This is a genomic window from Sanguibacter sp. Leaf3 (genome assembly GCF_001425965.1).
Classification (GTDB): Bacteria; Actinomycetota; Actinomycetes; order Actinomycetales; family Cellulomonadaceae; genus Sanguibacter; species Sanguibacter inulinus.
In genome coordinates this window covers 1,049,076-1,074,975 of the sequence record NZ_LMRH01000002.1, presented here as the reverse complement: position 1 = coordinate 1,074,975, position 25,900 = coordinate 1,049,076, and the positions used below count along the sequence as shown (strand labels likewise).

Below are 25,900 nucleotides of genomic sequence, written 5' to 3'. Positions count from 1 at the left end.
CGAGATCGTGACTTCGGAGCGAGATCGATAGCTGTACGACACGATCTCGCTCCGAAGTCACGATCTCGTTGCCGTCTGCCGTCTGCCGTCTGCCGTCTGCCGTCTGCCGTCTGCCGTCTGCCGTCTGCCGTCTGCCGTCTGCCAGGTTCCGCTAGATCCCAGACAGACGACCAGACCGAGCGGCTCGAAGGTTTCACGCACGACGAGGGCGAGACCACTCAGTGGTCTCGCCCTCGTCGTGTCTGCAGCCTAGGCCGTGTGGGTCATCGTCCGGCGGCCGCCGAGTCGAGGAGCCACAGGGTGAGCTGGGCACCGACAGCGGCAGCCACGGGGGCCTCAGCCTTGTCAGCTCCGGCGAGGCCGGCCTTGACGGCGTCGGCCTTCTCGGCGCCGGCGGCGATGATCCATACCTCGTGCGAGGCCTGGATCGTCTCGAAGGTCAGCGAGACACGCTCGGGCGGCGGCTTCGGGGAGTTCCGCACACCGACGGTGCTCTGCCCGGTGACGGTCCCACCGGGGTGCCCGGGGAACAGCGACGCGACGTGCGCGTCGGGGCCCATGCCCAGCAGCGTGATGTCGAAGACGGGCGCCGCTGCACCCTCGGGGGCGAAGCGCGCGAGCTCCTCGGCGTAGAGCGCCGCAGCCGCGTCGACGTCCACGTCACCGTCGACGGACGGCATCGCGTGCACGTTCTCTGCGGGCAGGACGTCGAGGTGGTCCAGGAGCGCCTCACGGGCCTGGGTCTCGTTGCGGTCCGCGTCGCCGGCGGGCAGGTAGCGCTCGTCGCCCCACCACAGGTGCACGCCAGTCCAGTCGACGGCGTCGCGCAAGGGGTTCTTCGCGACGGCCGCGAGAGTCTTGATCCCCACGGTCCCGCCGGTCAGGACCACGTGCACGGGGGAGCGCACGGACTGCAGGTCGAGGATCCGGGTGAGGAGCCGAGACGCCGCAGCCTCGGCGAGGATCTGCGCGTCCGGGTGGACGACCACCAGCCGGGACTGCGGGCTCATGCGGAGGCCGTCACGCGGGGCAGACCCTTGGCGAGGACCTCGCCGTAGACCTCGTCGGGGTCCAGACGGCGGAGCTCCTCCGAGAGGCACTCGCGGAGCGAGCGCACCGGGAGGGTGATGCGGTGGTCCGGCTGACCGGGCTGCGAGAGCGTCGCGACCCGGCCGTCGGGACGGTCGAGCACGATGTCGCCGGACTTGCGGTGCAGGACGACCTTGGTGATCGCCAGCTCGTCGGTGTTCCGCGTGATGGTCACGGGGCACCGCAGCTTCTCGGCGAGCCAGGCGCCGAGCAGGTCGACCGAGGTGTGCGCCTCGGAGCCCTCGACGGTCACACCGGTGACGGGCTCGTAGGGCGGCTGGTCGAGCATCGCGGCGAGAAGCCCGCGCCACACCGTCACGCGGGTCCACGACAGGTCGATGTCACCCGGGTGGTGGTTCTTGCGGAGCGTCTCGAGCGTGGAGCTCGGCGAGGTGCAGTTGAGGCTGTCCGTGATGCGGATCTTCGCCATCTGCCCGACGAGGTCGGTCGACGGGCTGTCGGGGATCTCGTTGGGCCACCAGGCGACGATCGGTGCGTCGGGCAGCAGCAGCGGCATGATGAGCGTGTCCGGGTGCTGGGCGACCACCGAGGACGGGCGCAGCACGATGACCTCGCTGGCGCCAGCATCTCCGCCCACGCGGATCTCCGCGTCGAGCTGGTCGGGGCGGCCCTCGGCGGTCGAGACGACGACGATGCGGCACGGGTGCTCGCGGCTCGCGTCGTTGGCGGCGTCGACCGCCTCCTCGATCTCGTTCTCGTCGGCGACGATCACGAGGGTGAGGACGCGGCCGAGGGCGATCGCCCCGCCCTCCTCGCGGATCTTGATGAGACGACGCGCGACAGCGCTGACTGTCGTCTCCGGCATGTCGATGATCATGGTGTGCTCTCTCAGTCGGTCAGGCGCAGGTCGGTGAGGTCCGGTGGCTCGTCAGGGCCGACGCCAGGACCGGCCGTCGCGGGCGAGCATCTCGTCGGCAGAGTCCGGGCCCCAGGTACCGGAGCGGTACGCGTCCGGGGTGCCCTTGCTCTCCCAGAACTTCGTGATCGGGTCGAGGATCTTCCACGAGAGCTCGACCTCCTCGTGGCGGGGGAAGAGGGGCGGGTCGCCGAGGAGCACGTCGAGGATGAGTCGCTCGTAGGCCTCGGGGGAGGACTCGGTGAAGGCGTGGCCGTAGCCGAAGTCCATCGTGACGTCGCGGACCTCCATCGCGGTGCCGGGGACCTTCGCGCCGAGGCGCAGCGTGATGCCCTCGTCGGGCTGGACGCGGATGACGATCGCGTTCTTGCCGAGCTCGCTCGTCGCGGTCGACTCGAAGGGCAGGTGCGGCGCCTTCTTGAACACGACGGCGATCTCGGTCACGCGGCGGCCGAGGCGCTTGCCGGTGCGGAGGTAGAAGGGCACGCCGGCCCAGCGACGGGTGTCGATGTCGACACGGATCGCCGCGTAGGTCTCGGTCGTCGAGGCGGGGTCGGTGCCCTCTTCCTCGAGGTAGCCGACGACCTCTTCGCCGCCCTGCCAACCGGAGGCGTACTGCCCGCGGGCTGTGTGCTTCCCGAGGTCCTTGGGCAGGCGCATCGCGGAGAGGACCTTGATCTTCTCGGCGATGAGGTCGTCTGCCGCGAAGGAGACCGGCTCTTCCATCGCCGTGAGGGCGAGGAGCTGGAGCAGGTGGTTCTGGATGACGTCGCGCGCTGCGCCGATGCCGTCGTAGTACCCGGCGCGGCCACCGATGCCGATGTCCTCGGCCATGGTGATCTGCACGTGGTCGACGTAGTTGGCGTTCCAGATCGGCTCGTACATCTGGTTCGCGAAGCGCAGGGCCAGGAGGTTCTGGACCGTCTCCTTGCCGAGGTAGTGGTCGATCCTGAACACGTCTTCGGGGGCGAAGACCTCGGAGACCACGTCGTTGAGCTCGCGGGCGGAGGCGAGGTCGTGACCGAAGGGCTTCTCGATCACCACGCGGCGCCAGGCGTCCTCGGGCGACTTCGACAGGCCCGAGCGGGCGAGCTGGCGGCAGACGACGGGGAAGGCGCTCGGCGGCACGGAGAGGTAGAACGCGTGGTTCCCCTTGGTGCCGCGCTCCTCGTCGAGCTCTGCGACTGTCTGGCTGAGGCGCTCGAAGGCCTCGTCGTCGTCGAAGGAGCCCTGGACGAAGCGGATGCCCTCGGCAAGCTGGTTCCACACGTCTTCACGGAAGGGCGTGCGGGCGTGCTCCTTGACGGCGTCGTGGACGACCTTCGCGAAGTCCTGGTCCTCCCAGTCGCGCCGGGCGAAGCCCGTGAGCGCGAAGCCCGGGGGCAGCAGGCCACGGTTGGCGAGGTCGTAGACGGCCGGCATGAGCTTCTTGCGGGCGAGGTCTCCGGTCACGCCGAAGATCACGAGACCGGACGGTCCGGCGATGCGCGGCAGGCGCAGGTCGCGCGCATCGCGCAGCGGGTTGGAGTCGGCTTCGATCTTTGCGGGTCTCACGGGCGCCACCATCTTCTCCGGGTGTGGCCTGTCCAGGTCACGCCCACGGTCTGACTTGTCTGTCTGACGTGTCGAACGACTGGTCTGCGACGCTGCGCCGCAGACCAGTCATGTCTAGCAGGACTCTAGGACCTGAGTCCTGGGTGTCTCAGGAGGAGGCCCCGGAGAGTCCGTCGCGGACTGTCTGGAGCAGCTCGTCCCAGCTGGCCTCGAACTTCTGCAGGCCGTCTTCTTCGAGGTTACGTGTCACCTCGGCGAGGTCACCGCCGAGACGCGCGAACGTGTCGAGCGTCGCACGCGCCTCGTCGTAGGTCCCGGTGATCGTGTCGCCGGTGATCTCGCCGTGGTCGGCGACGGCCTGGAGGGTCTTCTCGGGCATGGTGTTGACGACGCCCGGTGCGACGAGCTCGGTGACGTAGAGCGTGTCGGGGTAGTCGGGGTTCTTGACACCCGTCGAGGCCCAGAGCGGGCGCTGCGGACGTGCGCCGCGTGCCTCGAGCGCCTTCCAGCGGTCGGAGGCGAGCGTCTCGCGGTGGATCTCGTAGGCGAGGCGGGCGTTGGCGATCGCGACCTTGCCGAGGAGGCTCTTGGCCTCGTCGGAGCCGATCTCCTCGAGCTGCTTGTCGACCGATCCGTCGACGCGCGAGACGAAGAAGGACGCGACCGACGCGAGGTCGGAGACGTCGCGGCCTGCTTCGAGCGCCTGCTCGAGACCTGTGAGGTACGCGTCGATGACCGCGGAGTAGCGCTCGAGGGAGAAGATCAGCGTGACGTTGACGCTGATGCCCTGGGCGATCGCCGCCGTGATCGCGGAGAGGCCCTTCTCGGTCGCAGGGATCTTGATGAACAGGTTCGGGCGGTCCACGGTCGACCACAGACGCTCGGCGAGCCTGCCTGTCGCGTCGGGGTCCTGCGCCATGCGCGGGTCGACCTCGATCGACACGCGGCCGTCGACACCGCCGGAGCGGTCGTAGACGGGTCGCAGGACGTCGCAGGCGTCACGGACGTCGCGGGTGGTGATCTCCCAGACGGCGTCGTCCAGGTCGGTGCCCTGCGCGGCGATCTCCGTGAGCTGCTCGTCGTAGCTCTGCCCCTGGGAGAGCGCGCTCGCGAAGATCGTCGGGTTGGTGGTGACGCCCACGACGTCGCGGGTGGCGACGAGGTCGGCGAGGTTGCCTGTCGTGATCCGCTCGCGGGAGAGGTCGTCGAGCCAGATGGCGACCCCCTCTGCGCTGAGTCGGGTCGTGGCCTCGGACTGGGTGGGAGTGCTGCCGTTCTCTGTCACGGTGTGGACCTCTCCTCGTGCTGCTGGGTGCTGCTGCGGCGGGTGCTGTGTGCCGCGCTGCGGGTAGTGCTCGTCGTGTGGTGGTGCTGGTCGTGCGGTCGTGCTGGGCAGACGACGACGGGCTGCGTCCGTCCCTGTTCCATCAGATCAGAGAAGGACGCAGCCCGCGATCAGAGCCGTGCGTCTCGTGCCTCACACCTGCGGTGCGGTGCCCCCGAGGGGACGCTCACCGCAGGTGTGCTCGCACGCGTCAGGGACGGTCGGCGGTCCCGCCCTCGGAGGGGGTGGCGGAGGCACCGGGAGCTGCGGAACCCGCAGCCTCGATGGACTCCTTGGCCGCGGCCACGACGGCCTCGGTCGTGATGCCGAACTCGCGGTACAGCGTCTTGAAGTCCGCGGAGGCGCCGTAGTGCTCGATCGAGATCGAGCGGCCGGCGTCTCCGACGAGCTCGCGCCAGCCCTGGGCCACAGCGGCCTCGACCGACACGCGGGCCTTGACCGAGGCGGGGAGGACCGACTCGCGGTACTCGGCGTCCTGCTGGTCGAACCACTCGCGGCTCGGGATGGAGACCACGCGGGCGTGGATTCCCTCGGCCTTGAGGGTTTCGCGGGCGTCGACCGCCAGCTGGACCTCGGAGCCTGTGCCCATGAGGATGACGTCCGGGGTGCCGTTCGGCGCCTCGGCGAGGACGTAGGCACCCTTCGCGACACCGGCCGCGGAGGCGAAGGTCTCGCCGGTGGCGGCACCCTCTCCACGCTCGTAGGTCGGGACGTTCTGACGGGTCAGGACGATGCCGGCCGGACGGTCGGTGTGGCCGAGGATCGTCTTCCAGGCCCAGGCGACCTCGTTCGCGTCCGCGGGGCGGACGACGTCGAGACCCGGGATTGCACGCAGCGCGGCGAGGTGCTCGATCGGCTGGTGCGTGGGGCCGTCCTCGCCGAGACCGATCGAGTCGTGCGTCCAGACGAAGGTCGACGGGATGCGCATGAGGGCCGCGATGCGGACCGCCGGGCGCATGTAGTCGGAGAAGACCAGGAAGGTGCCGCCGTAGGCGCGGGTGCCACCGTGCAGGACGATGCCGTTGAGGATCGCGCCCATGGCGTGCTCGCGGATGCCGAAGTGCAGCGTGCGCCCGTGCGGGTTGCCGGTCCAGGCCGCCGTGGAGTGCTCGGCCGGGATGAAGGACGGCTCGCCCTCCATGGTGGTGTTGTTCGACTCGGCGAGGTCGGCCGACCCGCCCCAGAGCTCGGGGAGCACGGGTGCGAGGGCCGTGAGGACCTTGCCGGAGGCAGCACGCGTCGAGACGTCCTTGCCACCCTCGAAGGTCGGGAGCACGGAGTCCCAGCCCTCGGGGAGGGTGCGGGTGGTGAGGCGCTCGAGGAGCTCTGCGCCCTCGGGGTTGGCGGTCTTCCACGCGTCGAAGCCGACGGTCCAGGCCTTGCGGGCCTCGGCGCCACGGGCACCGACCTCGCGGGCGTGGGCGAGGACGTCGTCAGCCACGTCGAAGGACTTCTCGGGGTCGAGGCCGAGGTTCACCTTGAGGCCGGCGACCTCGTCAGCGCCGAGGGCCGAGCCGTGGATCTTGCCGGTGTTCTGCTTCTTCGGCGAGGGCCATCCGATGATGGTGCGCAGCGCGATGATCGACGGCTTGCCGGTCTCGGCCTTCGCAGCCGAGAGCGCTGCGTGCAGCTCCTCGACGTTCTCGACGTAGCCGGTGCCACCTTGCGTCCAGTCGACGCGCTGGGTGTGCCAGCCGTAGGACTCGTAGCGGGCGAGCACGTCCTCGGAGAACGAGATGTTGGTGTCGTCCTCGATCGAGATCTGGTTCTGGTCGTAGATGACCACGAGGTTGCCGAGCTGCTGGTGACCTGCGAGGGACGAGGCCTCGGAGGTGACGCCCTCCTGCAGGTCGCCGTCGCCGGCGATCACGAAGATCGAGTGGTCGAAGGGGCTCTCGCCGGGGGCGGTGCTCGGGTCGAGCAGACCGCGCTCGCGACGGGCCGCCATGGCCATGCCGACGGCGGAGGCGAGGCCCTGGCCGAGGGGGCCGGTGGTGATCTCGACACCGTCGGTGTGCGTGTACTCGGGGTGACCGGGGGTCTTGGAGCCCCAGGTGCGCAGCGACTTGATGTCGTCGAGGTCGACGTCGTAGCCCGAGAGGAAGAGCTGGAGGTAGATGGTCAGCGACGAGTGGCCGGCCGAGAGCACGAAGCGGTCGCGACCGACCCAGTGCGAGTCGCTCGGGTCGTGGCGCATGACCTTCTGGAACAGCGTGTACGCGGCGGGCGCGAGCGAGATCGCGGTACCCGGGTGACCGTTGCCGACCTTCTCGACGGCGTCGGCGGCGAGGGCCTTGATGGTCGCGACCGCACGGTCGTCGAGCTCGGACCAGTCGAAGGGCTGCTGCGCTGGGGTGAAGGAGTTCACCGAACCTCATCTCTGTCGTGGCGTGCGTGCACGCCCGAATTCGTCGTGGTCAGAGCCTGCGAGGCGTCGGAGGACGCCAGCAGGTGGCGGGCTGGTGCGTCGTACGGTCACGGCGAGGCCGTGGTCGTCGGCGGGCGGGCCCGACTGTCGCTCTGGATTCCGCCTTCCACCCTACGCTCGTGAGCCCTGTGAGGGGCGGTCACGTCCGTGTGACGGTCAGCGGAGCCCGCGGCCGTCCCGCTGCCTGCCTGACCTCTGCTCGTCGTCGGGCAGGTGTCGGGCAGACGTCGAGCGCAGGCTCGTCCGGGATGGCTGTGCAACATCTCCCGGCAGGCTAGCGCCTCCGGGGGACAGAAGTGTGAACGTTAACAATCGTGTCGTGGTCGGGCGGGTGACGAGTCGTCCGCACAGATCACATCTCTGGTGAGCGCGGATGGCCGGGACGAACGACCTAGGGCACGTACGATGAGTCAGACGTTGTGCTGGCCTGGACGCGGATCATCCCGCGACGAGGCCGGCCTCTCTCGGACGCAGAACGGAAATCGGCACGCGTGCACACATCGAGTCCCGCCTCGGCCCACCTGCCCAGCGACCACGTGGCAGGTGAGCCGCTGCCTGCGGTCGGGCAGCAGACCAAGGGCGCAGTGCTGCGCCGGAGGATCGGGGCGTACGTCGCGCTGACCAAGCCGCGCGTCATCGAGCTGCTGCTCGTCACGACGATCCCGACGATGATGCTCGCCGAGGGCGGTTTCCCCTCCCTCTGGCTCGTGCTCGCGACCCTCGTCGGCGGCGCGGCCGCTGCGGGCGCCTCGGGTGTCCTCAACTGCTACATCGACCGTGACATCGACGAGAAGATGAACCGCACCAAGCGGCGTCCGATCGTCACGGGTGAGGTCTCGCCCCGCAACGCGCTGATCTTCGGCCTGGTGCTCGGAGCAGTCTCGCTCGTCTGGTTCGCCGTCTTCGTCAACATGGCCTCGGCCCTGCTGACCGCCGGTGCGATCGCGATCTACGTGGTCGGCTACACGATGATCCTCAAGCGCCGCACCCCGCAGAACATCGTGTGGGGCGGCATCGCGGGCTGCATGCCGGTGTTCATCGGCTGGTCGGCCGTGACCGGCGGCCTGAGCTGGGGCGCCGTCGCGCTGTTCCTGGTCATCTTCTTCTGGACGCCCCCGCACTACTGGCCGCTGTCGATGAAGTTCCGCCGCGACTACGCCGAGGCCGGCGTGCCGATGCTCCCCGTCGTCGCCGACGACCTCAAGGTCGCCCGCGAGATGATCATCTACACCGTCGCCATGATCGCCTGCTCCCTCGCGCTCGTGCCCCTCGAGGGCATGACGTGGGTCTACGCGGTCGTCGCCTCGCTGCTCGGTGCGTGGTTCCTCGCCCAGTGCATCGGTATGTACCGCCGCGCTGCGGACCCCAGCCGCGGCAAGCTCGGCGCGATGAAGGTGTTCCACGGCTCGATCACGTACCTGACGCTCCTGTTCGTCGCCGTCGCGGTCGACGTCTTCCTCCCCTTCTGAGGTGACCGGGTGGTCGCAGCGGGCACCCGGGGCGACGTCCTGCGTCGTGCCGTCCAGGGGTACCTGGACCACCTGACGATCGAGCGCGGGCGCTCCGCCAACACCGTCGCCGCCTACAGACGAGACCTGGACCGCTACGTCGGGTACCTCGAGGCCCGTGAGCTGTCCCTCGGCGACGTGACGACCACCGTCGTCGAGGACTACGTCACGGCGGTCCGGACTGGCTCGGACGGTCGGGCTCCGCTCGCCGCGGGCTCGGCTGCGCGCAGCCTCGCCGCTGTGCGCGGCTGGCACGCCTTCTGCGTCGCCGAGGGGCAGGTCGACACCAACCCTGCCGCCGCGGTCCGACCGCCGAGCCAGGGCAAGCGGCTGCCCAAGGCCATCTCGACGCATGACGTCGAGCGGCTGCTCGCGGCCGCCGGGGCGGGCGACGGTGTCGCAGCCGTCCGCAACCGTGCGCTGCTCGAGCTCTTGTACTCGACCGGGGCGCGCATCTCCGAGGCTGTGAACCTCGACATCGACGACCTCGACCTCACCCCGGGGCTCGAGGCCGTGAGGCTGTTCGGCAAGGGCAGCAAAGAGCGCGTGGTGCCCGTCGGGTCCTTCGCCGTCGAGGCTCTCCAGGCGTACCTCGTGCGGACCCGGCCGGTGTTCATTGCCGCCGGGCGGGGGACACCCGCGGTGTTCCTCAACACCCGTGGTGCGCGGCTCAGCAGGCAGAGCGCATGGCAGGTGCTCCGGTCCTCGGCCGAGGCTGCGGGGCTGCCCGGTGCCGAGCACATCTCTCCGCACACCCTGCGGCACTCCTTCGCGACCCATCTCCTGTCGGGCGGTGCCGACGTCAGGGTGGTGCAGGAGCTGCTCGGGCACGCGTCGGTGACGACGACGCAGCTGTACACGATGGTCACGGCCGACTCGCTGCGCGAGGTCTACGTGCAGTCCCACCCGCGCGCGCTGGCCTGAGACGTCGGCCTCGACAGCCGGCTGAGTGCCGGGCCCGCCTCCACCCCGCGCCCGGCGCGGCGCGCTTGCAGCCGCGTGACGCAGGGCTGCGGTAGCGTTGCCGCGTGAGTAGTCAGGCCCCGAGCAGCACCGAGAACGAGCCCCGCCGCGACCCGGTGGGGCGCCTCCTTCCCGACTTCCCCGAGCCCGCGCGGCTCTCGGGGCACGGTCCCGCGCGCATCATCGCGATGTGCAACCAGAAGGGTGGCGTCGGCAAGACGACGACCACCATCAACCTCGCGGCGTGCCTCGCGGAGTACGGGCGCCGGGTGCTCATCGTCGACTTCGACCCCCAGGGCGCCGCGTCTGTCGGGCTGGGGATCAACCCCCACGAGCTCGACCGCACGGTCTACAACCTGCTCATGGAGCGCTCGGCCGACATCCACGACATCATCGTGCCGACCAACGTCGAGGGCCTGCACATGCTGCCGGCCAACATCGACCTGTCGGCCGCCGAGGTCCAGCTCGTCGGTGAGGTCGCCCGCGAGTCGGTGCTCTCCCGCGTGCTGCGGCCGGTCCTCGACGACTACGACGTGATCCTCGTCGACTGCCAGCCGTCGCTCGGTCTGCTGACCGTCAACGCGCTGACCGCCGCGCACGGAGTGCTCATCCCGCTCGAGTGCGAGTTCTTCGCGCTGCGCGGTGTCGCCCTGCTCGTCGAGACCATCGAGAAGGTCCGCGACAGGCTCAACCCGCGCCTCGAGGTCGACGGGATCATCGCGACGATGTTCGACCCGCGCACGCTGCACTCCCGCGAGGTCGTGGCCCGGGTGTACGAGGCCTTCGGCGACACGCTCATGCAGACCGTGATCGGGCGGACCGTGAAGTTCCCGGACGCCTCGGTCGCCGCAGAGCCGATCACCACCTACGCGCCGACCCACTCGGGTGCGGTCTCCTACCGTCAGCTGGCCCGTGAGCTCATCGCTCGTGGCGACGCAGCCTGAGGCGTCGGCGACCGACGTCGCGCTGCTCGACGCCCCGGGTGACGGGGCGTCGGTGACGGAGGCGGCCGACCAGGGCTCGACGGCCTTCGCCGTCCACCTCGACAACTTCGAGGGTCCCTTCGACCTGCTGCTCTCGCTCATCGCGAAGCACAAGCTCGACGTGACCGAGATCGCCCTCGCGCAGGTGACCGACGAGTTCATCGCGTACCTGAGGTCGGGGGAGCGGGACCTCGGGACGACGAGCGAGTTCTTGCTCGTCGCCGCGACGCTGCTCGACCTCAAGGCCGCGCGTCTGCTCCCCGCGGGCGACGTCGAAGACTCTGAGGACCTCGAGCTGCTCGAGGCCCGCGACCTGCTCTTCGTGCGGCTGCTGCAGTACAGGGCGTACAAGCAGCTGGCCGGGGTGTTCTCCGAGCGGCTCGCCGAGCAGGGGCGGCGGACGCCGCGCTCTGTCCCGCTCGAGGCGCAGTTCGCGGCCCTGCTGCCCGAGCTCGTGTGGACCACGACGCCTCAGGACCTCGCGGCTCTCGCCGCGCACGCCCTCGCCCCCAAGCCCGCGCCGCCGACCGTCGACGTCGCGCACCTGCACGCTCCCGCGGTGAGCGTGCGCGAGCAGGCGGCGATCATCGTCGAGAGGCTGCGGGCTGGTGGGGCGCTGACCTTCCGGACGCTCGTCACCGACGCGGGCTCCGTCCTCGTGGTGGTCGCGCGGTTCCTCGCGCTGCTCGAGCTGTTCCGGGAGGGCGTGGTCGGCTTCGACCAGATGACTCCGCTCGCCGAGCTCACTGTCCGCTGGACCGGCGACGACGACACCGACGTCGAGGTCCGCGGCGACTTCGACGAGCCCGAACCCGCCGACGAGCCCGAGATGGTGGCTGCCGAGAGCGTGACGGACGAGACCATCGCCCAGCTGGCCGCGGGGATGTCCGGACCGGGTGCTCGAGGGGCGACGACCGCTGGGGCGTTCCTCGACAGCGCCGCGAGCCCGTCGACCGACGACGGAGCGTCCTCATGACCGTCGACGTCGAGCACGTCCCCTTCGAAGACCGCCCTGGCGGTGTCCTCGCGGCGATCGAGGCGATCCTCATGGTCGCCGACGAGCCCGTCTCGGTCGTGCGCCTGGCTGCGGCCCTCGGCATCCCCGTCGACCGCGCGGCCGACCACCTGTGGCGGCTCGAGAGCGAGTACAAGGCAAACGAGCGCCGTCCTGGTTTCGAGCTGCGCGAGGCCGGCGGCGGGTGGCGGATCTACTCTGCGCCGGACTTCGCGGACGTCGTCGGGCAGTTCGTCACGGAGGGGCAGTCGGCCCGGTTGTCGCAGGCCGCGCTGGAGACCCTGGCCGTGATCGCGTACCGTCAGCCGGTCACACGTGGTCAGGTCTCGGCCGTCCGTGGCGTGAACGTCGACGGCGTGGTGCGCACGCTGACCATGCGTGGTCTGATCGTCGAAGACGGCTCCGACGAGTCCAGTGGTGCGCTCTTGTACCGGACTACGGGATACTTCATGGAGCGAATGGGCCTGTCGTCACTCGACGAGCTGCCCGCACTGGCTCCGCACCTGCCCGAGATCGACGCCCTGGAGCTGCCCGACGACCCCGGTCGTGGTCAGCTGACAGGTCGCTGGGCGCAGGGTCAGACCGCCGAGGCGGCAGAACAGCCCGCAGTGGCACAACTGGAGGATTGAGTACATGAGCAACACCCGTGGCGGACGCAAGAAAGCCCGCCCGCAGGAAGCACCCCGCGACGTCCACGTCCCTGACGGTGTGCGCCTGCAGAAGGTCCTCGCGACGGCAGGGCTGGGTTCTCGCCGTGCGTGCGAGAACCTCATCACGGCCGGTCGCGTGACGGTCGACGACGTGCCCGTGCACGAGCTCGGCGTCCGCATCGACCCCGACAAGAACGTCGTGCACGTGGACGGTCTGCGCATCCAGCTCGACATGTCTCTCCTCACGCTCGCGCTCAACAAGCCGCTCGGCGTGGTCTCGACCATGCACGACCCCGAGGGCCGCCCGACGCTCGCGCAGTTCGTCGCGGACCGCCCGGAACGCCTGTTCCACGTCGGGCGTCTCGACGCCGACTCCGAGGGCCTGCTGCTCCTGACGAACGACGGTGAGCTCGCGAACCGTCTGACGCACCCCAAGTACAAGATCACCAAGACGTACACCGTCCAGGTCGAGGGCCGCGTGCCCGCGAACCTCGGTGCCCAGCTGGTCAAGGGCATCGAGCTCGAGGACGGCGTCGCCACCGTCGACAAGTACCGGCTGATCGACGCGACCCCGCAGGCGAGCCTCGTCGAGGTCGAGCTGCACGAGGGACGCAACCGCATCATCCGCCGCATGTTCGAGTCCGCCGGGTACCCCGTGACCCAGCTGGTCCGCACGAAGATCGGCCCGATCCGCCTCGGCGACCTGCGCCCCGGGCGCGTGCGCGTCATCGGACAGACCGAGCTCGGCACGCTCATGGCCGAGGTCGGCCTGTAGCAGGACCATCCAGACGGCCGCCGGGAGACCGGCGGCCGTCGGTGCATCACAGCCCCGAACCCGCCTGACCGAACGGAGTCACCATGACGGTGCGCGCGATCCGCGGTGCCACGCAGCTCGACGTCGACGGACGCGAGCACCTCTTCGAGCGGACGACCGAGCTCGTCAAGGAGGTCCTGCGGGCCAACGACCTCGACACCGAGGCGCTCATCTCGATCATCTTCACGTGCACGCCCGACCTCGTGTCGGACTTCCCGGCGGCCGCGGCGCGCGAGATGGGCCTCGGCGACGTGCCGCTCATGTGCGCGACCGAGATCGCCGTGCCGCACGCGCTGCCGCGCGTGGTCAGGCTCATGGCGCACGCCAACCTCGAGGTGCCGCGCAGGGACGTCCAGCACGTCTACCTGCACGGCGCGACGACCCTGCGGAAGGATCTGGCCCAGTGACGGCGATGGTAGGTGGGACTGTGAGCGGTTCTCTGGTCGGCACGACCGACCCTGACGTGGCGGTGGCTGTCGCCGTCGCCGAGGCGTCGGGTCCTCTGGTGATCGCGCTCGACGGGCCCTCGGGCTCGGGCAAGTCGAGCGTCTCCCGTCAGGTCGCGAGCCGTCTGGGCCTCGCGTACCTCGACACCGGGGCCATGTACCGCGCCGCCACGTGGTGGTGCGTGCGCAACGAGGTCGACCTCGCCGACCAGTCGGCCGTGGCCGCTCTCGTCGCAGCGATGCCTCTCGACATCGGTGTCGACCCTGCGGGGCCGACCGTGCACGTCGACGGTGTCGACATCGCCGAGGCCATCCGTGACTCCGCGATCTCGACCGCCGTGAGCGCCGTCGCGACCAACCTCGACGTGCGCGCCGAGCTGCGTCGCCGTCAGCGCGAGATCATCGACGTCGAGCGGACCGCAGGGTTCTCCGGCGGGTCGGGGGTCGTCGCCGAGGGCCGCGACATCACGACCGTCGTCGCCCCCGACGCCGACGTCCGCGTGCTGCTGACAGCGAGCGAAGAGGCGCGCCTGGCGCGTCGCTCCCTCGACGTGCACGGTGACGCCGACGCGTCCTCGGTCGAGGCGACGCGCGACCAGGTGGTCCGCCGTGACCGCGACGACTCGACGGTGTCGCAGTTCCTCGTGGCCGCAGACGGCGTGGTGACTGTCGACTCCTCCGACCTGGACTTCGAGCAGACCGTCCAGGCCGTCCTGGAGGTCGTCGAGCGTTCAGGCCGGCACTGATGCCTGGTGCAGGGGGCACAGAGAGCGCCGGGGGTGCGCCGGGCGGCGACGATGCTGCTCGTGCGCGGGAGGGTGCCCGGACGGATGACGCTGCCCGCACGGGCGGCACTGCACCGTCGAGCGACGCTGTCCGATCGGGTGATGCTCCCCGCAAGGCTGCCGTGCGCCGGGACGTGACGAAGCCGCCGCTCGCGACGATCCCGGGGCGCTCGGGACCGGCGTGGTCGCGCTGGGTCGGGCGGTTCCTCGCCAAGGTCGTCTGGAGCACGCGCGTCGTCAACGGTTCCAACCTGCCGCTCGACGGCCCCGTGCTCGTCGCCGCGAACCACACGGGCCTCATGGACGGTCCCGTGGTGCTCGGCGTCGCGCGGCGCCCGCTGCACATCCTCGTCAAGGACTCGATGTTCCGCGGCCCGCTCGGCCCGGTGCTGCGCGCCGCCGGCCAGATCCCCGTCGACCGGCAGGGCGGGCGCTCTGCGCTGACGACGGCTCTCGCCGTGCTCAAGCGCGGGGGGGCTGTCGGGGTGTTCCCCGAGGGCAACCGTGGCCGTGGCGACCTCGCGGAGGTCCGTGCCGGCGTCGCGTGGCTCGCGCTGACCTCGGGCGCGCCTGTCGTGCCTGTGGCGGTGCTCGGGACACGACGGACCGGGCAGAAGGTCGGTGCGATCCCCGGGTTCCGGCGTCGCCTCTACGTCGAGGTGGGCGAACCGATCGTCGTCGAGCGGACCCCAGGCGTCTCCGGACGGGTGACCCTCGAGGCTGCCAACCGCGAGATCCGGGACGCGCTCTCGGCGCTGGTCGTCGGTGCTGTCGAGCGCAGCGGCATCGCACTGCCTCTCGACGACCCGAACCGCGAGAAGGCCCCGCGCGGAGACGTGTGACCGGTGGTCTTAGGCGCGGCGCTGGCTCGGTGTCGCCTCGGGGCGCAGGCGGTGTGATGCGGTCGTGAGCGACCGTGTTACCGATTCGCCGCCGTTCCTGGGAGAATAGGTGTATGAGCACGCCTGAGCAGAACCTTTCAGAGGACACCGCGACGACCGCGGACCCCACATCAGCGCCACAGCCGACGTCTGACGTCCCCGAGTCTGCCCAGCAGCAGGTGCCCCTCACGGACGGTACGGAGTCCGACGGCGACGACGCCCAGCGCGAGCACGCGCTCCGTGTCGGCCTCGAGGACTACGAGCTCGGCGACGAGGACATCGCGCTCCTCGGCGGCGAGTTCGACGACGGCACCGGCGAGTACGCCGGGGTGCCGCTGCCGGTCCTCGCGATCGTCGGCCGCCCGAACGTCGGCAAGTCGACCCTCGTCAACCGCATCATCGGCCGCCGCGAGGCCGTCGTCGAAGACAAGCCCGGCGTGACGCGCGACCGCGTCAGCTACCCGGCCGAGTGGGGCGGACGCCGCTTCATGGTGGTCGACACCGGTGGCTGGGAGGTCGACGTCGCCGGCATCGAGGCGCGCGTCGCCGAGCAGGCCGAGGTGGCCATCTCCCTCGCCGACGCCGTGATGTTCGTCGTCGACGCGACAGTCGGCCCGACCTCGACCGACGAGCAGGTCGTCAAGCTGCTCCGCAAGTCCGGCAAGCCCGTGGTGCTCTGCGCCAACAAGGTCGACGGACCGCGCGCCGAGGCTGACGCCTCGGAGCTGTGGAGCCTCGGCCTCGGCGAGCCGCACCCCGTCTCGGCCCTGCACGGCCGTGGCACCGGTGACCTGCTCGACGCCGCGATGCGCAAGCTGCCGAAGAAGACCGTCCACGGTGTCGCCGTCCCGAACGGCCCGCGCCGCGTGGCCCTCGTCGGCCGCCCGAACGTCGGCAAGTCGTCGCTCCTCAACAAGGTCGCCGGCTCCGAGCGCGTGGTCGTCGACCCGACCGCTGGTACGACCCGCGACCCGGTTGACGAGCTCATCACGCTCAAGGGCAAGGACTGGGTCTTCGTCGACACCGCAGGTATCCGTCGCCGCGTGCACCAGACGCAGGGCGCCGACTTCTACGCCTCGCTGCGCACCCAGGCCGCGATCGAGAAGGCCGAGGTCGCCGTGGTGCTCCTCGACGCGAGCGAGAAGCTCACCGAGCAGGACACCCGCGTGATCTCGCAGGTGATCGACTCCGGTCGTTCTGTGGTCATCGCGTACAACAAGTGGGACCTCATGGACGAAGACCGTCGTCCGTTCCTCGAGCGTGAGATCGAGAAGGACCTCGTGCAGGTCCAGTGGGCGCCGCGCGTCAACATCTCGGCCGCGACAGGCTGGCACACCGACCGTCTGGTGCCGGCCCTCGAGCGTTCGCTCGCCTCGTGGGACACCCGCATCTCGACAGGACGCCTCAACTCGTTCATGGGTGAGCTCGTCGCCGCCAACCCGCACCCGCTGCGTGGTGGAAAGCAGCCGCGCATCCTCTTCGCGACTCAGGCGTCCACGCGCCCGCCGCGCTTCGTCATCTTCGCGACGGGGTTCCTCGAGGCTGGCTACCGCCGCTTCATCGAGAGGCGCCTGCGCGAGACCTTCGGCTTCGAGGGCTCGCCCATCTCGATCTCGGTGCGAGTGCGCGAGAAGCGCAAGCGCTGACGGTCTAGCGCGCTAGCGCTGACGGTTCAGCGTGCAAGCGCTGATGGTCTAGTGCTCACGCGCTGAGCGTCCGACCAGGCCGGGGTCTGCAGACAGTCGTCTGCGGGCCCCGGTCTTCGTCGTGCCTGGTGGCGGGGCTCGGAGGGCGCTCCGGGGCTCCTGTGGCGCGTTCTGGTGTGATCTGGTGCCGTCCACAGCGCCCCGGCTGTCCGGGAGGGGCCGTTCTCACTACAGTCGGGGCATGAGCGACACAGGACTCTCCCAGGCCCAGCAGAAGATGCGCGACGGTGGTGTGGCCGAGACGGCGATCGACGTCTTCTCCCACTTCTACAGGCTGCTCGAGTCGGGGGAGACGGGTGTGATCCCCGAGTCCGAGGTGGACCCTCTCGTCGACGTCGACAAGCAGTCCGAGCTCGACGTCCCCGAGCAGGTGGGACGCGACGCCCTCGCGAAGACCGCGATCATCAAGCTCAACGGCGGCCTCGGCACGTCGATGGGCATGGACAAGGCGAAGTCGCTGCTGACGGTGCGCGGCGACGAGACCTTCCTCGACATCATCGTCGGGCAGGTGCGGCACGCACGGGAGACGTCCGGGGCACGGTTGCCCCTCGTCTTCATGAACAGCTTCCGGACGCGTGACGACACCCTCGCGGCCCTCGAGAAGCACGCTGACGTCGCCGTCGATGGTGTGCCGCTCGACTTCCTCCAGAACCGCGAGCCCAAGCTGCGCGCCGACGACCTCACGCCCGTGACGTGGGAGGCCGACCCGAGCCTCGAGTGGTGCCCCCCGGGCCACGGGGACCTGTACACGGCCCTGCAGACGTCTGGGGTGCTCACAGCGCTCCTGGAGGCCGGGTTCGAGTACGCGCACGTGTCGAACTCCGACAACCTCGGAGCGTCGCCCGACGCGGCCGTCGCCGGCTGGTTCGCGCAGACCGGGGCACCCTTCGGTGCCGAGGTGGCTGTGCGGACGCCTGCAGACCGCAAGGGAGGCCACCAGGTGGTCCGCAAGAGCGACGGGAGGATCGTCCTGCGGGAGACGGCCCAGACCCTCGACGAAGACGCTGCAGCGGCCGCAGACATCTCCAAGCACAAGTACTTCAACACCAACAACCTCTGGTTCGACCTCAAGGCGCTGGCTGTGGAGCTGGAGCGCACGGGTGGGGTGCTGCAGCTGCCGCTCATCAAGAACTCGAAGACCGTGGACCCGTCCGACGCGTCGTCGACGCCGGTGATCCAGATCGAGTCGGCCATGGGGGCCGCCATCGAGGTGTTCGAGGGTGCGCGAGTGCTGGAGGTCGACAGGTCCCGGTTCCTGCCTGTGAAGACCACCAACGACCTCCTGGTGCTGCGGAGCGACGTGTACGAGCTGGGGGAGGACTACAGGCTCACAGCGGTCGTTGAGGCCCCGTACGTGGACCTGGACACTGACTACTACAAGACCATCGGGAAGTTCGACGCCCGGTTCGCCCAGGGGGCTCCGTCGCTGGTGGGAGCCACGGCGCTGCGGGTCGAGGGGGACTGGACCTTCGAGGCCGGCGTGACGGCTGTGGGGGAGGCGCGGCTGACCGACCCGGGGGAGCCCGCGACGGTTCCGTCCGGGGCCACGATCAGCGCCGACGGGCTCGACGTGTCGTGAGCACCCCTCAGGATGGGGTAATGTTCTTCTCGGCCCTCCGGGGTCAGTGAGGTTCTCACAGACGGTCTTCGGACCGGCAAGGGAACCTTCGGGCTGTAGCGCAGCTTGGTAGCGCACCTGACTGGGGGTCAGGGGGTCGCAGGTTCAAATCCTGTCAGCCCGACCAGCGTTTAAGCAGGTCAGAGGCGGTTTCAGAGAAATCTGGAACCGCCTCTTCTGCGTTCTAGGGCTCTTTTCGGGGGCAAACGTGGGGCAGGGAAGGATTGGACTGCGTTGTGACCTGCCGTGCTCTGCCCTTTCGAACAGCAGATGTGGGGCAGGAATGCCCCCGCTTCATCCTTGTGGTCCGCGCCCTCCGCCTGAGACTCTGAACGGCCACCACCGGCCCCTGCGCCGGTGGTGGCGCTGAGGCTCACGCGTCGTCACAGTGCGACGCATATCCACCGGAGAAGAATCCACCATGACTAGACGAGCAGTGCGTGCCGCCCTCCTCGTGGCGCTGCTCGTCCCCCTCGTGGGCTGCACGTCCACGGTGGACGACAAGTTGTCCACGCCGGTCGACAGCGGTGTCGTCACTGACGCTCCGCAGTCCACACAGGAGCCGCAAGCACCACTCCCGTCGGTGTCCATCGTCGAGGTTTTCGGGAGCGGCGTCGTCGATCTGCTGAATGCTGTCGACACGGGCGGCCCGGACGAAAAGCACGCGGTTTGCCAGGGTGTCCGTGAGGCGGTGGCCGGGCTGACGCGGTCCCAGATCAGCGACGCGAAGTCGGCCATGACGGACTACGACCAGAGCGTCCTCCAGGACCTGTTCGCGGAGTGTGAAGTGCTCTGATGGAGCGGGGATCTACAGGTCGGCGGTCGCGTCCAGGATGGCAGCGGCTCTACGAACGGCGCCCTGAACGGCCCCGGGGTGGGTGAGTGTTCCCCAGGGCTGTAGCCCGAGCTCTCCGCCATCGGAGACGACCACGCTGGTGAGCTGAGCGGCTGCCCGAGACCGAGCGACCTGATCCTCGCGGACGATGACGTCCAACGCGATGCGGCCCGGCGCAGTCGGCCCCTCGCCGATCCGCGCCCAGCCCTCGGGTGCTGGATCCGAGGACAGGCACCAGTGCCACTCGCTCGCGCGGCCTCCTCCGACGAGGACCTCGATCTGGAGGGTCTCCAGCAGGAGCCCGAGATCATCCGCTAGCGCCTCCTCCCAGGCCCGACGAGCGAGACGGAGCTCGAACATCCGCTCAGCCAGAATGCTGGCCAGCCCCGCGTCGACACTGACGATCGTCGCCACGGCCTCGTCCAGCTGCCGGTCGGTCAGAACAGGGGTCGGATCGCCGAGGAGCCGCTCCTTCTCGGCGATCATCCATGCACCACGGACCTGTGCGGACCAGCGCTCCACCTCATCCGCTGCGGCCAGGTGCGTCCAGCGCTGCGTGTCCGGATGAGCGGGGGTGGGGTCGAGAGCGGCGAGGACGTCTTCGTCGGTCATCGGGCTGCCTTCGAACGGGCCAAGACCTTCTCGCCATCAGGGCGCAGCTCACCGGTGGGGGAGACGTGGCGGTACAGAGTCTGTGATGAAACCCCGAGCTCCTTGCACAGCTCGCCGATGACGGTCTCGGGCTGCCCCATCGCTGCCATGGCCATGCGGATCTTCCCCGGGGTCATCTTCGGCGGGCGCCCACCGACCCGGCCGCGAGCCCGCGCGGCCGCGAGGCCGTCCTTGGTGCGAGACGACACCAGACCAGCCTCAACCTCGGCGAGTGCTGCGAAGAGCGCCGTCACGACCACCGCGTAAGGCCCGGTGGTCGAGAAGAGCTCGCCCTGCGGACCTAGGACCTTCAGCTTCACGCCCCGGTCGGTCAACTCGCCGATCCTGTTCAACAGAGATCGAGTGCTTCTCCCCAGACGATCCAAGGACACCACCACCAGGGTGTCGCCCTCGCGCAAGGCCTTCAGGCACGCAGCGAGGCCCGGGCGGTCGTCATCGCGTCCGCTGGCACGGTCCTCGTAGATCGCATCTGGTGCAACGCCCGCTCGGAGTAACTGATCGAGCTGGGGGTCGGTGGTCTGGCTCCCGTCGGACTTCGACACCCGCATGTAGCCCATCAGCATGCCGAACCCCCATCACGAAAACGACCGTATACGGAGCGAACGGTGATCGCGGCTCCTGGTGCCCGGAATCTATCACGAAACTCGTCACGAAACCAACACTCCAGAAAGGGGAGGTGTTAGGCGTTTCGTGACAGCGCTTCTTTCACCGCAGCATCCGCGACCCTCAGAGCCGCCTCGACATCGTCGACGGACCGGTAGAACCCCCATGGGCGGTGCCACGACGAGCGACCGGTGGTCCGTGCGTCATGCAGCACCACGCTCATCGGGGCATCGGTGAGCAGCTGAGCCAGGCGAGGGTCGTCGACCTCCAGGTCGATCGCAACGCGGCCGGGCTCCTGAGCCTGCCGTGAGCCGCGCCCGGGGATCCAACCGCCGGTGCCGGGCTCACCCGGGCGGAGCCACCGGACGCGAGGGTCCGTATGTAGCTCGGTGCTGAGCTCGTGAACCCGCTCGTCGAGGAGGAGCATGTCGGCAGCCATGTCGTCGTCGGAGAGCTGTTCCGAGAGGGCGAGGTTCGAGAGCACCTTGCGCAGGAGGCGTGCCAGATCTGGGTCGCCGTCGTCGGCGATCGTCTGCGCGGCATCGCGCATGACGCTGCCCAGGGAGTCGGAGGCGAGGACCAGGTCGGTGGTCCAGGCGCCAGCAGGCCACCGCGTGAGAGGAAGTCGCGAGCCGCGCTGGCGGGCTGCGTGCAGGATCCTGTCGATGCGGGCGTGCAGGACGCGCCTGCGCCGGGTCCACCCGAGGTGCTGCCACTGCTCCGAGGCGCCCACCGGCCACGTGTCGAGGGCGCGCAGCACCTCGTGGGCGGGGTCGGGCACGGACGCGGGCATGGGTCTCCAAGGTAAGTAGTCGTGAACCCCCACTGTCGTGGGGCGTGCAGGTTGTGCGGGTAGGTCAGCCGAGAGCGTCGATCTCCGTGGTCAGATCCTCCACAACCTGCATCCGTGCCTCGGGTGCCACAAGGCCACCGACGTGCTCCTGGATGGTCGCGGCACCCCCGATGCCGATCTCACCGGCCCGGTCGATCAGCTCGCCCGGGAGCCCCATGATCTGAGCGATCGCGAGGCCCGAGAGGATGACGATGGTCCAGAGCCCACGCCACGTGATCACGCTGCCACCTCCAGCGTGTAGAGGTCCGAGAAGTCGTACTCGGGCACTACCGGCGTGACGTGCGAGAAGTCCATCCGGCCGAGCGCCTCGATGTCGTCCATGCGCTCCTGCTCAGCGAGCATCACCGCGTACTCAGCGTCTGCCTCCTGGCGGCGGGCGGCTGCGATCGACAGGCGGTCGATCTCGGTGAATCCGTTGACGGGAGGCGAGTAGGGCTTCGGGCGGATCTCCTCCTGGATCTCTTCGAGGGCGAGCTGGTCTGCCTCGCTGAACGGCCAGGGGGTCGCGGCCTGGATGACCGGCGCCCTGTCGAATCGCAGGGCGGCTGCGAAGGCCTCGTCGAAGCCCTCCGGCGAGAGCTCACCGGTCGCGCGCCCCTCGACCGCGATGTCGATGAGCGACATGGCGTAGGCCGACATGTCGTCGTACTCGGGTGGCGTCGTGTCGACGTACTCGCCGATGCGCTCGTAGCGGCCACCACGGGCCTCGACGAGTTCGGCGACTGTCTGGGCGGGGGTGTTCTGGACTGCGTACATGTCAAGCTCCTTGGTCGGTGCTGCGGTGATCGTGCTGGTGGGTGCTGCGGTCATGCGGTTCATCGGTGCTCCTTGGTCGGTGCTGCTTGATCGATCTTGCCTACTCTCTAATAGTAGAGGTGAGGTGCAAGTGCCACACAACTGCTACTTAGTAGCGGGTACAACGTGAGGAGTTGCTGGTCTATTCCCTCGTGGTGTGCGGGGCAGTTCTTTGCGAGTCAGTAAGCACTTCAGGAGTGGGACTTGTGCCCTAGGTGTACGATCGTACGTATGAAGACACCTGCTGCTACTACCCGGAAGAAGTCCCCGCCCTCCGACATGTCCACCAAGGAGGCGCTTCGACGCCTGCGTGCTGCCCGGCGAAAGTTGGACGCCGCCAGGACCGGCTTCGACGAGGCGATCTACCAGGCCAAGCGTGCGCGTGCCACGAATGACGAGATCCAGACCGCTGGGGGCATCAGCCTGCGCGGCTCCCAGCTCGCCATCACGCGTCACCTGGAACGGCAGGACGACAACGCGCCAGCGGAGCCGGAGCCTGAGCAGGCCGAGTAGCAGGCCCGGGCACGAAAAAAGCAGCCCCCGACACGGATCCGTGTCGGGGGCTGCTTTCTTGCTACGCCGTGCGCTGCACGATCGTGACCGCGTTGGACGTGGACGAGTCCAGCCCGGTCTCGGGGCGGCAGGTGACCAGCACCGTGCCCCCTTCCGCCAGGGCATCCCAGAGTTCCTGGGGCAGCGCGCTCTTCGGGCTGACCTCGCTGTAGGTCACGACGCCGGAACCGCCGTCGGGGAGTACGACCTCCGTCCCTACGTCGATGGTGCTGGCGCCGTCGCGCTCGACCAGGGCGTTGCCGGGGTTCTCATCGGCGCCTCCGGAGTGGATGAGGAGCAGCTGGCCAGCCGACCACGGTTCCGGGAGACGAGTCACGACTGCAAGGCGACGTCCCTCCGGCTTCAAAGTGCCGCCCTCGACGAAGGCCACCTCCTCGACCACCGACTCACTCCATCCGTTGAGCGAGGGGATCGTCAGCGCTCCGGTCGCGACCGGTGCGGCCTCCTCGGTGACCGGAACCGGGGCAGGCACCTGCTCGGGCTGAGCAGCAGCCTCCTCGGCCTCGACCGGCGCGACGGCCGCAGGCGGTCGACCCGTCAAGGCCAGGCCGTGCTCTCCGGTTGTCTCGACCGTTCGCTGGACGTCTGTCGGCTCCTCCATGGAGAGGGTCTCGATGGGTGTCGGAGCATCATCCGGCAGCGCCGCGACGCAGCCGGACCCCATGAGCACGAGCACCGTCGCGAGCACGACGCCCGCCACTGGCCGCTTCACAGCGAACCCCCGATGAGACGGCGAGACGCGGCCATGACCGTGAGCAGCGCAGCGCCACCCAGGACCGCCACGCCGCCGATGAGCCTTGGCTGGTCACCCTCGGCAGGCAGACCGGTATCGATGCGCGTGACCGGAGCAGCGCGCTCGGCCTCGGCCGGACCGTTCGGCTCAGCCGGGGCAGGAGCCGGAGCATCCTCGACAGGAGGCGATCCCGGCTTGACCGGCTGAGGAACCACGGGCGTCGGCTCGGTCGGGACCTCCGGTGCCGGGCTGACGGGCTCCGGCACGGTCGGGTCGACCGTCACCGGAGGCTCGACCGGGGCGACCACGGGTGGAGTGACCGGCGGCTCGACAGGCTCAGGGTCGACGACTGGCGGAGTCACGCCACCCCCAGGCAGCACGCCAGGAGCCCACCAACGGACCGAGATGGGGGTCCAGGACCCGTCGGGCAGCAGGCCCTCAGCTCGGCCTCCACCCCCGTAAGCAGGGCAGCCCCATTCAGCCACGTGCTCGGGGTCGTCGCACTCGTAGTGAGCCGGGGGCACGGTGTCGAACGCGATCCCTCGACCGTCAGCGGTCAGGCGTCCCATGTCATCGGGCCATGAGTAGCGCAGCTCGGTGATGCCGAAGCTCTGCGCGCAGGCGGAGCCCAGGACATTGATCTGAGCGGTAGCACCGGTGCTCTCGACGTAGAGGCCGATCGCAGGCGCCGAGACGTCGTACCCGGGTGTGGTCGTGAACGCCGTGCCGGGGTCGAGGCAGGTCTCAGCCTCGGTGGACCACGCGGTCTGGTCGGCCCAAGCCTGTGCCGCCTCCGGGTCGAGGTTCGGGTGGACGACGCCGATGGGGCCGGGGTACTCAGCCGCGCTGGCGGTCGTAGCGCCAGTGGCGGCGAGCAGGGCGATGAGCGAGATTGCAGCAGCGCTGCGGGTGATGGTGCGCATGAGGATCTCCGATGAGCGTGCCGCAGTCGCGGCGGTGAAGCCTCCCCGGCCAGGTTGGCCGGGGAGGGGCTTGCAAGGGCCGCAGGCAGCGGCCCAACCCCCGCTGACGCGAGGCTGTTCTCAGGCGCCGTGACGGCGACGACGGACAAGAACCGTCGCGGCTGCGAGAGCCGCGAGGATGGCACCAGCGGCTGCCGGTGTCACGTACGACCGGCCCTCCGGAGGCAGGTCGGTGTGGATCGTCACGCGCGGGACGCGAGGTGCCTGGACGGGCTCAGCGGCGACGGGGACCACGGGCGCGACCGCCGGGACCTCGGGGAGCGCGGCAGGCTCCTCGACGGCGTCAGGCACCTGCTCCGGGGCAGGAACGACGTCGACCGGCACCGGCTCAGGCAGCGGGGTCTCCTCGACCGGCTCAGGGGCCGGCTCAGTCGGCTCAGGGACCTCCGGCTCGGGAACCGGAGGCAGGGGGACCTCGCAGGCCTCAGAGAGCTCGGTCACCTCAGCCGTAGCCGAGACCGCACTGCCGTCCGGCGACGTCAGTGTGAGCGTCGCCGCCTCGCTGCCCTCGGGCAGTGCGACGGTGGCGGTCATCGACCAGGTGCTTGGCCCGTAGTTCCCCCCAGCGCCGAGAGAAGACCGCAGTGCCGGAGCAGTCGGCTGGAAGGGCAGGACATCAGCGTCCGACCGTGTGACGACCCCGGCTGCCGGTGTCGTCCAGCGGTAGACCTCAGTGGAAGTTCCGGAGGCGTCGACGGCCGTCACGACCGCCGTACCTCCAGCCCGAGGGTTCTGGTACGCAGGTGCGTCGGGCTGGCTCCACTCGGTGCGGGCACCCAGGCCGAACGCAGCCTGGAGGGGGATGGAGCCGCAGGACTCGTAGGCCGAGATCGTGCCCGCCGTGGAGTGAGACATGTAGCTGTGGTCCGGGTTGTCGCCGTAGTACGGGCCGGTTGAGCCGGGCGCGAGGTCGGCAGCCATCGCGGTGCCGCCAACGGCGACGAGCAGGGCGGTGGCGAGAGCGGTCGTGGTGTAACGAGCGGTGCGCATGGTGTGGTCCTTTCAGGGCCTGCGTCGACCTGATGGCCGATCGCGATGGAGCCCGGTCGCCGTCTGGACGACCGGTGGTGCCGTACCCCACATATGTGCGGCAGATGGCGGCGATGCAGGAAGGCCGGTCACCAGGGGTGGTGACCGGCCTTCCTCGGGGCTCGGTGTGCGTCATCGGGACGCCCATCGAGCCGGAATGCA

The 25,900-nt window shown here is 69.6% G+C and carries 26 protein-coding genes and 1 tRNA gene; 14 read left to right on the top strand and 13 right to left on the bottom strand.

The window, feature by feature from the left end; translation table 11 throughout:
• Positions 1–263: 263 nt before the first annotated feature.
• The 5 genes from pgl to tkt all read right to left on the bottom strand — a co-directional run bounded on the left by pgl (position 264) and on the right by tkt (position 7,233).
• A complete protein-coding gene (gene pgl, locus ASG53_RS12185; protein WP_056133285.1) occupies positions 264–1,010 on the bottom strand; it encodes a 6-phosphogluconolactonase in 747 nt (248 codons plus the stop codon).
• Complete coding sequence (locus tag ASG53_RS12180) at positions 1,007–1,927, bottom strand: glucose-6-phosphate dehydrogenase assembly protein OpcA (protein WP_056133283.1); 921 nt, start codon at positions 1,925–1,927, stop codon at positions 1,007–1,009. Before ASG53_RS12180 ends, pgl begins: the two co-directional genes overlap by 4 nt.
• Before the next feature lie 51 nt (positions 1,928–1,978).
• Positions 1,979–3,520: a glucose-6-phosphate dehydrogenase gene (zwf, locus tag ASG53_RS12175; RefSeq protein ID WP_056134239.1), complete on the bottom strand. Its 1,542-nt coding sequence runs from the start codon at positions 3,518–3,520 to the stop codon at positions 1,979–1,981.
• A gap of 148 nt (positions 3,521–3,668) precedes the next feature.
• A complete protein-coding gene (gene tal, locus ASG53_RS12170) occupies positions 3,669–4,805 on the bottom strand; it encodes a transaldolase (protein ID WP_056133280.1) in 1,137 nt (378 codons plus the stop codon).
• 250 nt (positions 4,806–5,055) lie between these two features.
• Positions 5,056–7,233 (bottom strand): transketolase, encoded by a 2,178-nt coding sequence (gene tkt / locus ASG53_RS12165; protein WP_056133277.1) that lies wholly within the window; start codon positions 7,231–7,233, stop codon positions 5,056–5,058.
• A 596-nt stretch (positions 7,234–7,829) separates the two neighbouring features.
• On the opposite strand from tkt, the gene ASG53_RS12160 reads away from it, so the two are divergent.
• The 13 genes from ASG53_RS12160 (at position 7,830) to ASG53_RS12100 (ending at position 19,458) form a co-directional block, all read left to right on the top strand.
• Positions 7,830–8,762, top strand: coding sequence for a heme o synthase (locus ASG53_RS12160; RefSeq protein WP_056133274.1), 933 nt, complete (start codon positions 7,830–7,832; stop codon positions 8,760–8,762).
• A 9-nt stretch (positions 8,763–8,771) separates the two neighbouring features.
• Entirely contained in the window at positions 8,772–9,725 is a 954-nt protein-coding gene (locus ASG53_RS12155; RefSeq protein ID WP_056133271.1) for a site-specific tyrosine recombinase XerD, read from the top strand.
• Positions 9,726–9,829: 104 nt separating this feature from the next.
• Positions 9,830–10,708, top strand: coding sequence for a ParA family protein (locus ASG53_RS12150; RefSeq protein ID WP_056133269.1), 879 nt, complete (start codon positions 9,830–9,832; stop codon positions 10,706–10,708).
• Complete coding sequence (locus tag ASG53_RS12145; RefSeq protein ID WP_056133266.1) at positions 10,692–11,723, top strand: segregation and condensation protein A; 1,032 nt, start codon at positions 10,692–10,694, stop codon at positions 11,721–11,723. Before ASG53_RS12150 ends, ASG53_RS12145 begins: the two co-directional genes overlap by 17 nt.
• Positions 11,720–12,391, top strand: a complete 672-nt coding sequence (scpB, locus tag ASG53_RS12140) for an SMC-Scp complex subunit ScpB (protein ID WP_056133263.1) — start codon at positions 11,720–11,722, stop codon at positions 12,389–12,391. Before ASG53_RS12145 ends, scpB begins: the two co-directional genes overlap by 4 nt.
• 4 nt (positions 12,392–12,395) lie before the next feature.
• A complete protein-coding gene (locus ASG53_RS12135; RefSeq protein WP_056133260.1) occupies positions 12,396–13,187 on the top strand; it encodes a pseudouridine synthase in 792 nt (263 codons plus the stop codon).
• 83 nt (positions 13,188–13,270) lie between these two features.
• The gene (gene aroH / locus ASG53_RS12130) at positions 13,271–13,633 is read left to right on the top strand and encodes a chorismate mutase (protein WP_056133258.1); all 363 of its coding nucleotides are present in this window, start codon (positions 13,271–13,273) and stop codon (positions 13,631–13,633) included.
• A 20-nt stretch (positions 13,634–13,653) separates the two neighbouring features.
• Complete coding sequence (gene cmk, locus ASG53_RS12125; protein ID WP_408669697.1) at positions 13,654–14,418, top strand: (d)CMP kinase; 765 nt, start codon at positions 13,654–13,656, stop codon at positions 14,416–14,418.
• Between the two features lie 173 nt (positions 14,419–14,591).
• Entirely contained in the window at positions 14,592–15,299 is a 708-nt protein-coding gene (locus ASG53_RS12120; protein WP_235533912.1) for a lysophospholipid acyltransferase family protein, read from the top strand.
• A 113-nt stretch (positions 15,300–15,412) separates the two neighbouring features.
• A complete protein-coding gene (gene der / locus ASG53_RS12115) occupies positions 15,413–16,984 on the top strand; it encodes a ribosome biogenesis GTPase Der (RefSeq protein WP_082544001.1) in 1,572 nt (523 codons plus the stop codon).
• A 241-nt stretch (positions 16,985–17,225) separates the two neighbouring features.
• Entirely contained in the window at positions 17,226–18,623 is a 1,398-nt protein-coding gene (locus tag ASG53_RS12110; RefSeq protein ID WP_056133255.1) for a UTP--glucose-1-phosphate uridylyltransferase, read from the top strand.
• 89 nt (positions 18,624–18,712) lie between these two features.
• Positions 18,713–18,789 (top strand) — tRNA-Pro (locus ASG53_RS12105).
• A 309-nt stretch (positions 18,790–19,098) separates the two neighbouring features.
• Positions 19,099–19,458, top strand: a complete 360-nt coding sequence (locus ASG53_RS12100; protein ID WP_056133252.1) for a hypothetical protein — start codon at positions 19,099–19,101, stop codon at positions 19,456–19,458.
• A 12-nt stretch (positions 19,459–19,470) separates the two neighbouring features.
• Here ASG53_RS12100 and ASG53_RS12095 read toward each other — a convergent pair whose 3' ends face one another.
• The 5 genes from ASG53_RS12095 to ASG53_RS12075 all read right to left on the bottom strand — a co-directional run bounded on the left by ASG53_RS12095 (position 19,471) and on the right by ASG53_RS12075 (position 22,444).
• A complete protein-coding gene (locus tag ASG53_RS12095; protein WP_056133249.1) occupies positions 19,471–20,109 on the bottom strand; it encodes a hypothetical protein in 639 nt (212 codons plus the stop codon).
• Positions 20,106–20,732, bottom strand: a complete 627-nt coding sequence (locus ASG53_RS12090; protein WP_056133246.1) for a recombinase family protein — start codon at positions 20,730–20,732, stop codon at positions 20,106–20,108. The genes ASG53_RS12095 and ASG53_RS12090 overlap by 4 nt, the downstream gene beginning before the upstream one ends.
• Before the next feature lie 116 nt (positions 20,733–20,848).
• A complete protein-coding gene (locus ASG53_RS12085; RefSeq protein WP_056133243.1) occupies positions 20,849–21,565 on the bottom strand; it encodes a hypothetical protein in 717 nt (238 codons plus the stop codon).
• Positions 21,566–21,629: 64 nt separating this feature from the next.
• Positions 21,630–21,845 (bottom strand): hypothetical protein, encoded by a 216-nt coding sequence (locus tag ASG53_RS12080; RefSeq protein WP_056133241.1) that lies wholly within the window; start codon positions 21,843–21,845, stop codon positions 21,630–21,632.
• Positions 21,842–22,444 carry a hypothetical protein gene (locus ASG53_RS12075; RefSeq protein WP_056133239.1) on the bottom strand — a complete coding sequence of 201 codons (603 nt, stop codon included), beginning with the start codon at positions 22,442–22,444 and terminating at the stop codon, positions 21,842–21,844. Before ASG53_RS12075 ends, ASG53_RS12080 begins: the two co-directional genes overlap by 4 nt.
• A 207-nt stretch (positions 22,445–22,651) precedes the next feature.
• Here ASG53_RS12075 and ASG53_RS12070 point away from each other — a divergent pair, with 207 nt between their 5' ends.
• The gene (locus tag ASG53_RS12070; RefSeq protein WP_156382772.1) at positions 22,652–22,933 is read left to right on the top strand and encodes a hypothetical protein; all 282 of its coding nucleotides are present in this window, start codon (positions 22,652–22,654) and stop codon (positions 22,931–22,933) included.
• 61 nt (positions 22,934–22,994) lie between these two features.
• Here ASG53_RS12070 and ASG53_RS12065 read toward each other — a convergent pair whose 3' ends face one another.
• The 3 genes from ASG53_RS12065 to ASG53_RS12055 all read right to left on the bottom strand — a co-directional run bounded on the left by ASG53_RS12065 (position 22,995) and on the right by ASG53_RS12055 (position 25,699).
• On the bottom strand, positions 22,995–23,705 hold the full coding sequence (locus ASG53_RS12065) for a hypothetical protein (RefSeq protein ID WP_156382771.1): 711 nt from the start codon (positions 23,703–23,705) through the stop codon (positions 22,995–22,997).
• Positions 23,702–24,649 (bottom strand): hypothetical protein, encoded by a 948-nt coding sequence (locus ASG53_RS12060; RefSeq protein WP_056133231.1) that lies wholly within the window; start codon positions 24,647–24,649, stop codon positions 23,702–23,704. The genes ASG53_RS12065 and ASG53_RS12060 overlap by 4 nt, the downstream gene beginning before the upstream one ends.
• A 120-nt stretch (positions 24,650–24,769) precedes the next feature.
• A complete protein-coding gene (locus tag ASG53_RS12055) occupies positions 24,770–25,699 on the bottom strand; it encodes a hypothetical protein (RefSeq protein ID WP_056133228.1) in 930 nt (309 codons plus the stop codon).
• Between the last annotated feature and the right edge of the window lie 201 nt (positions 25,700–25,900).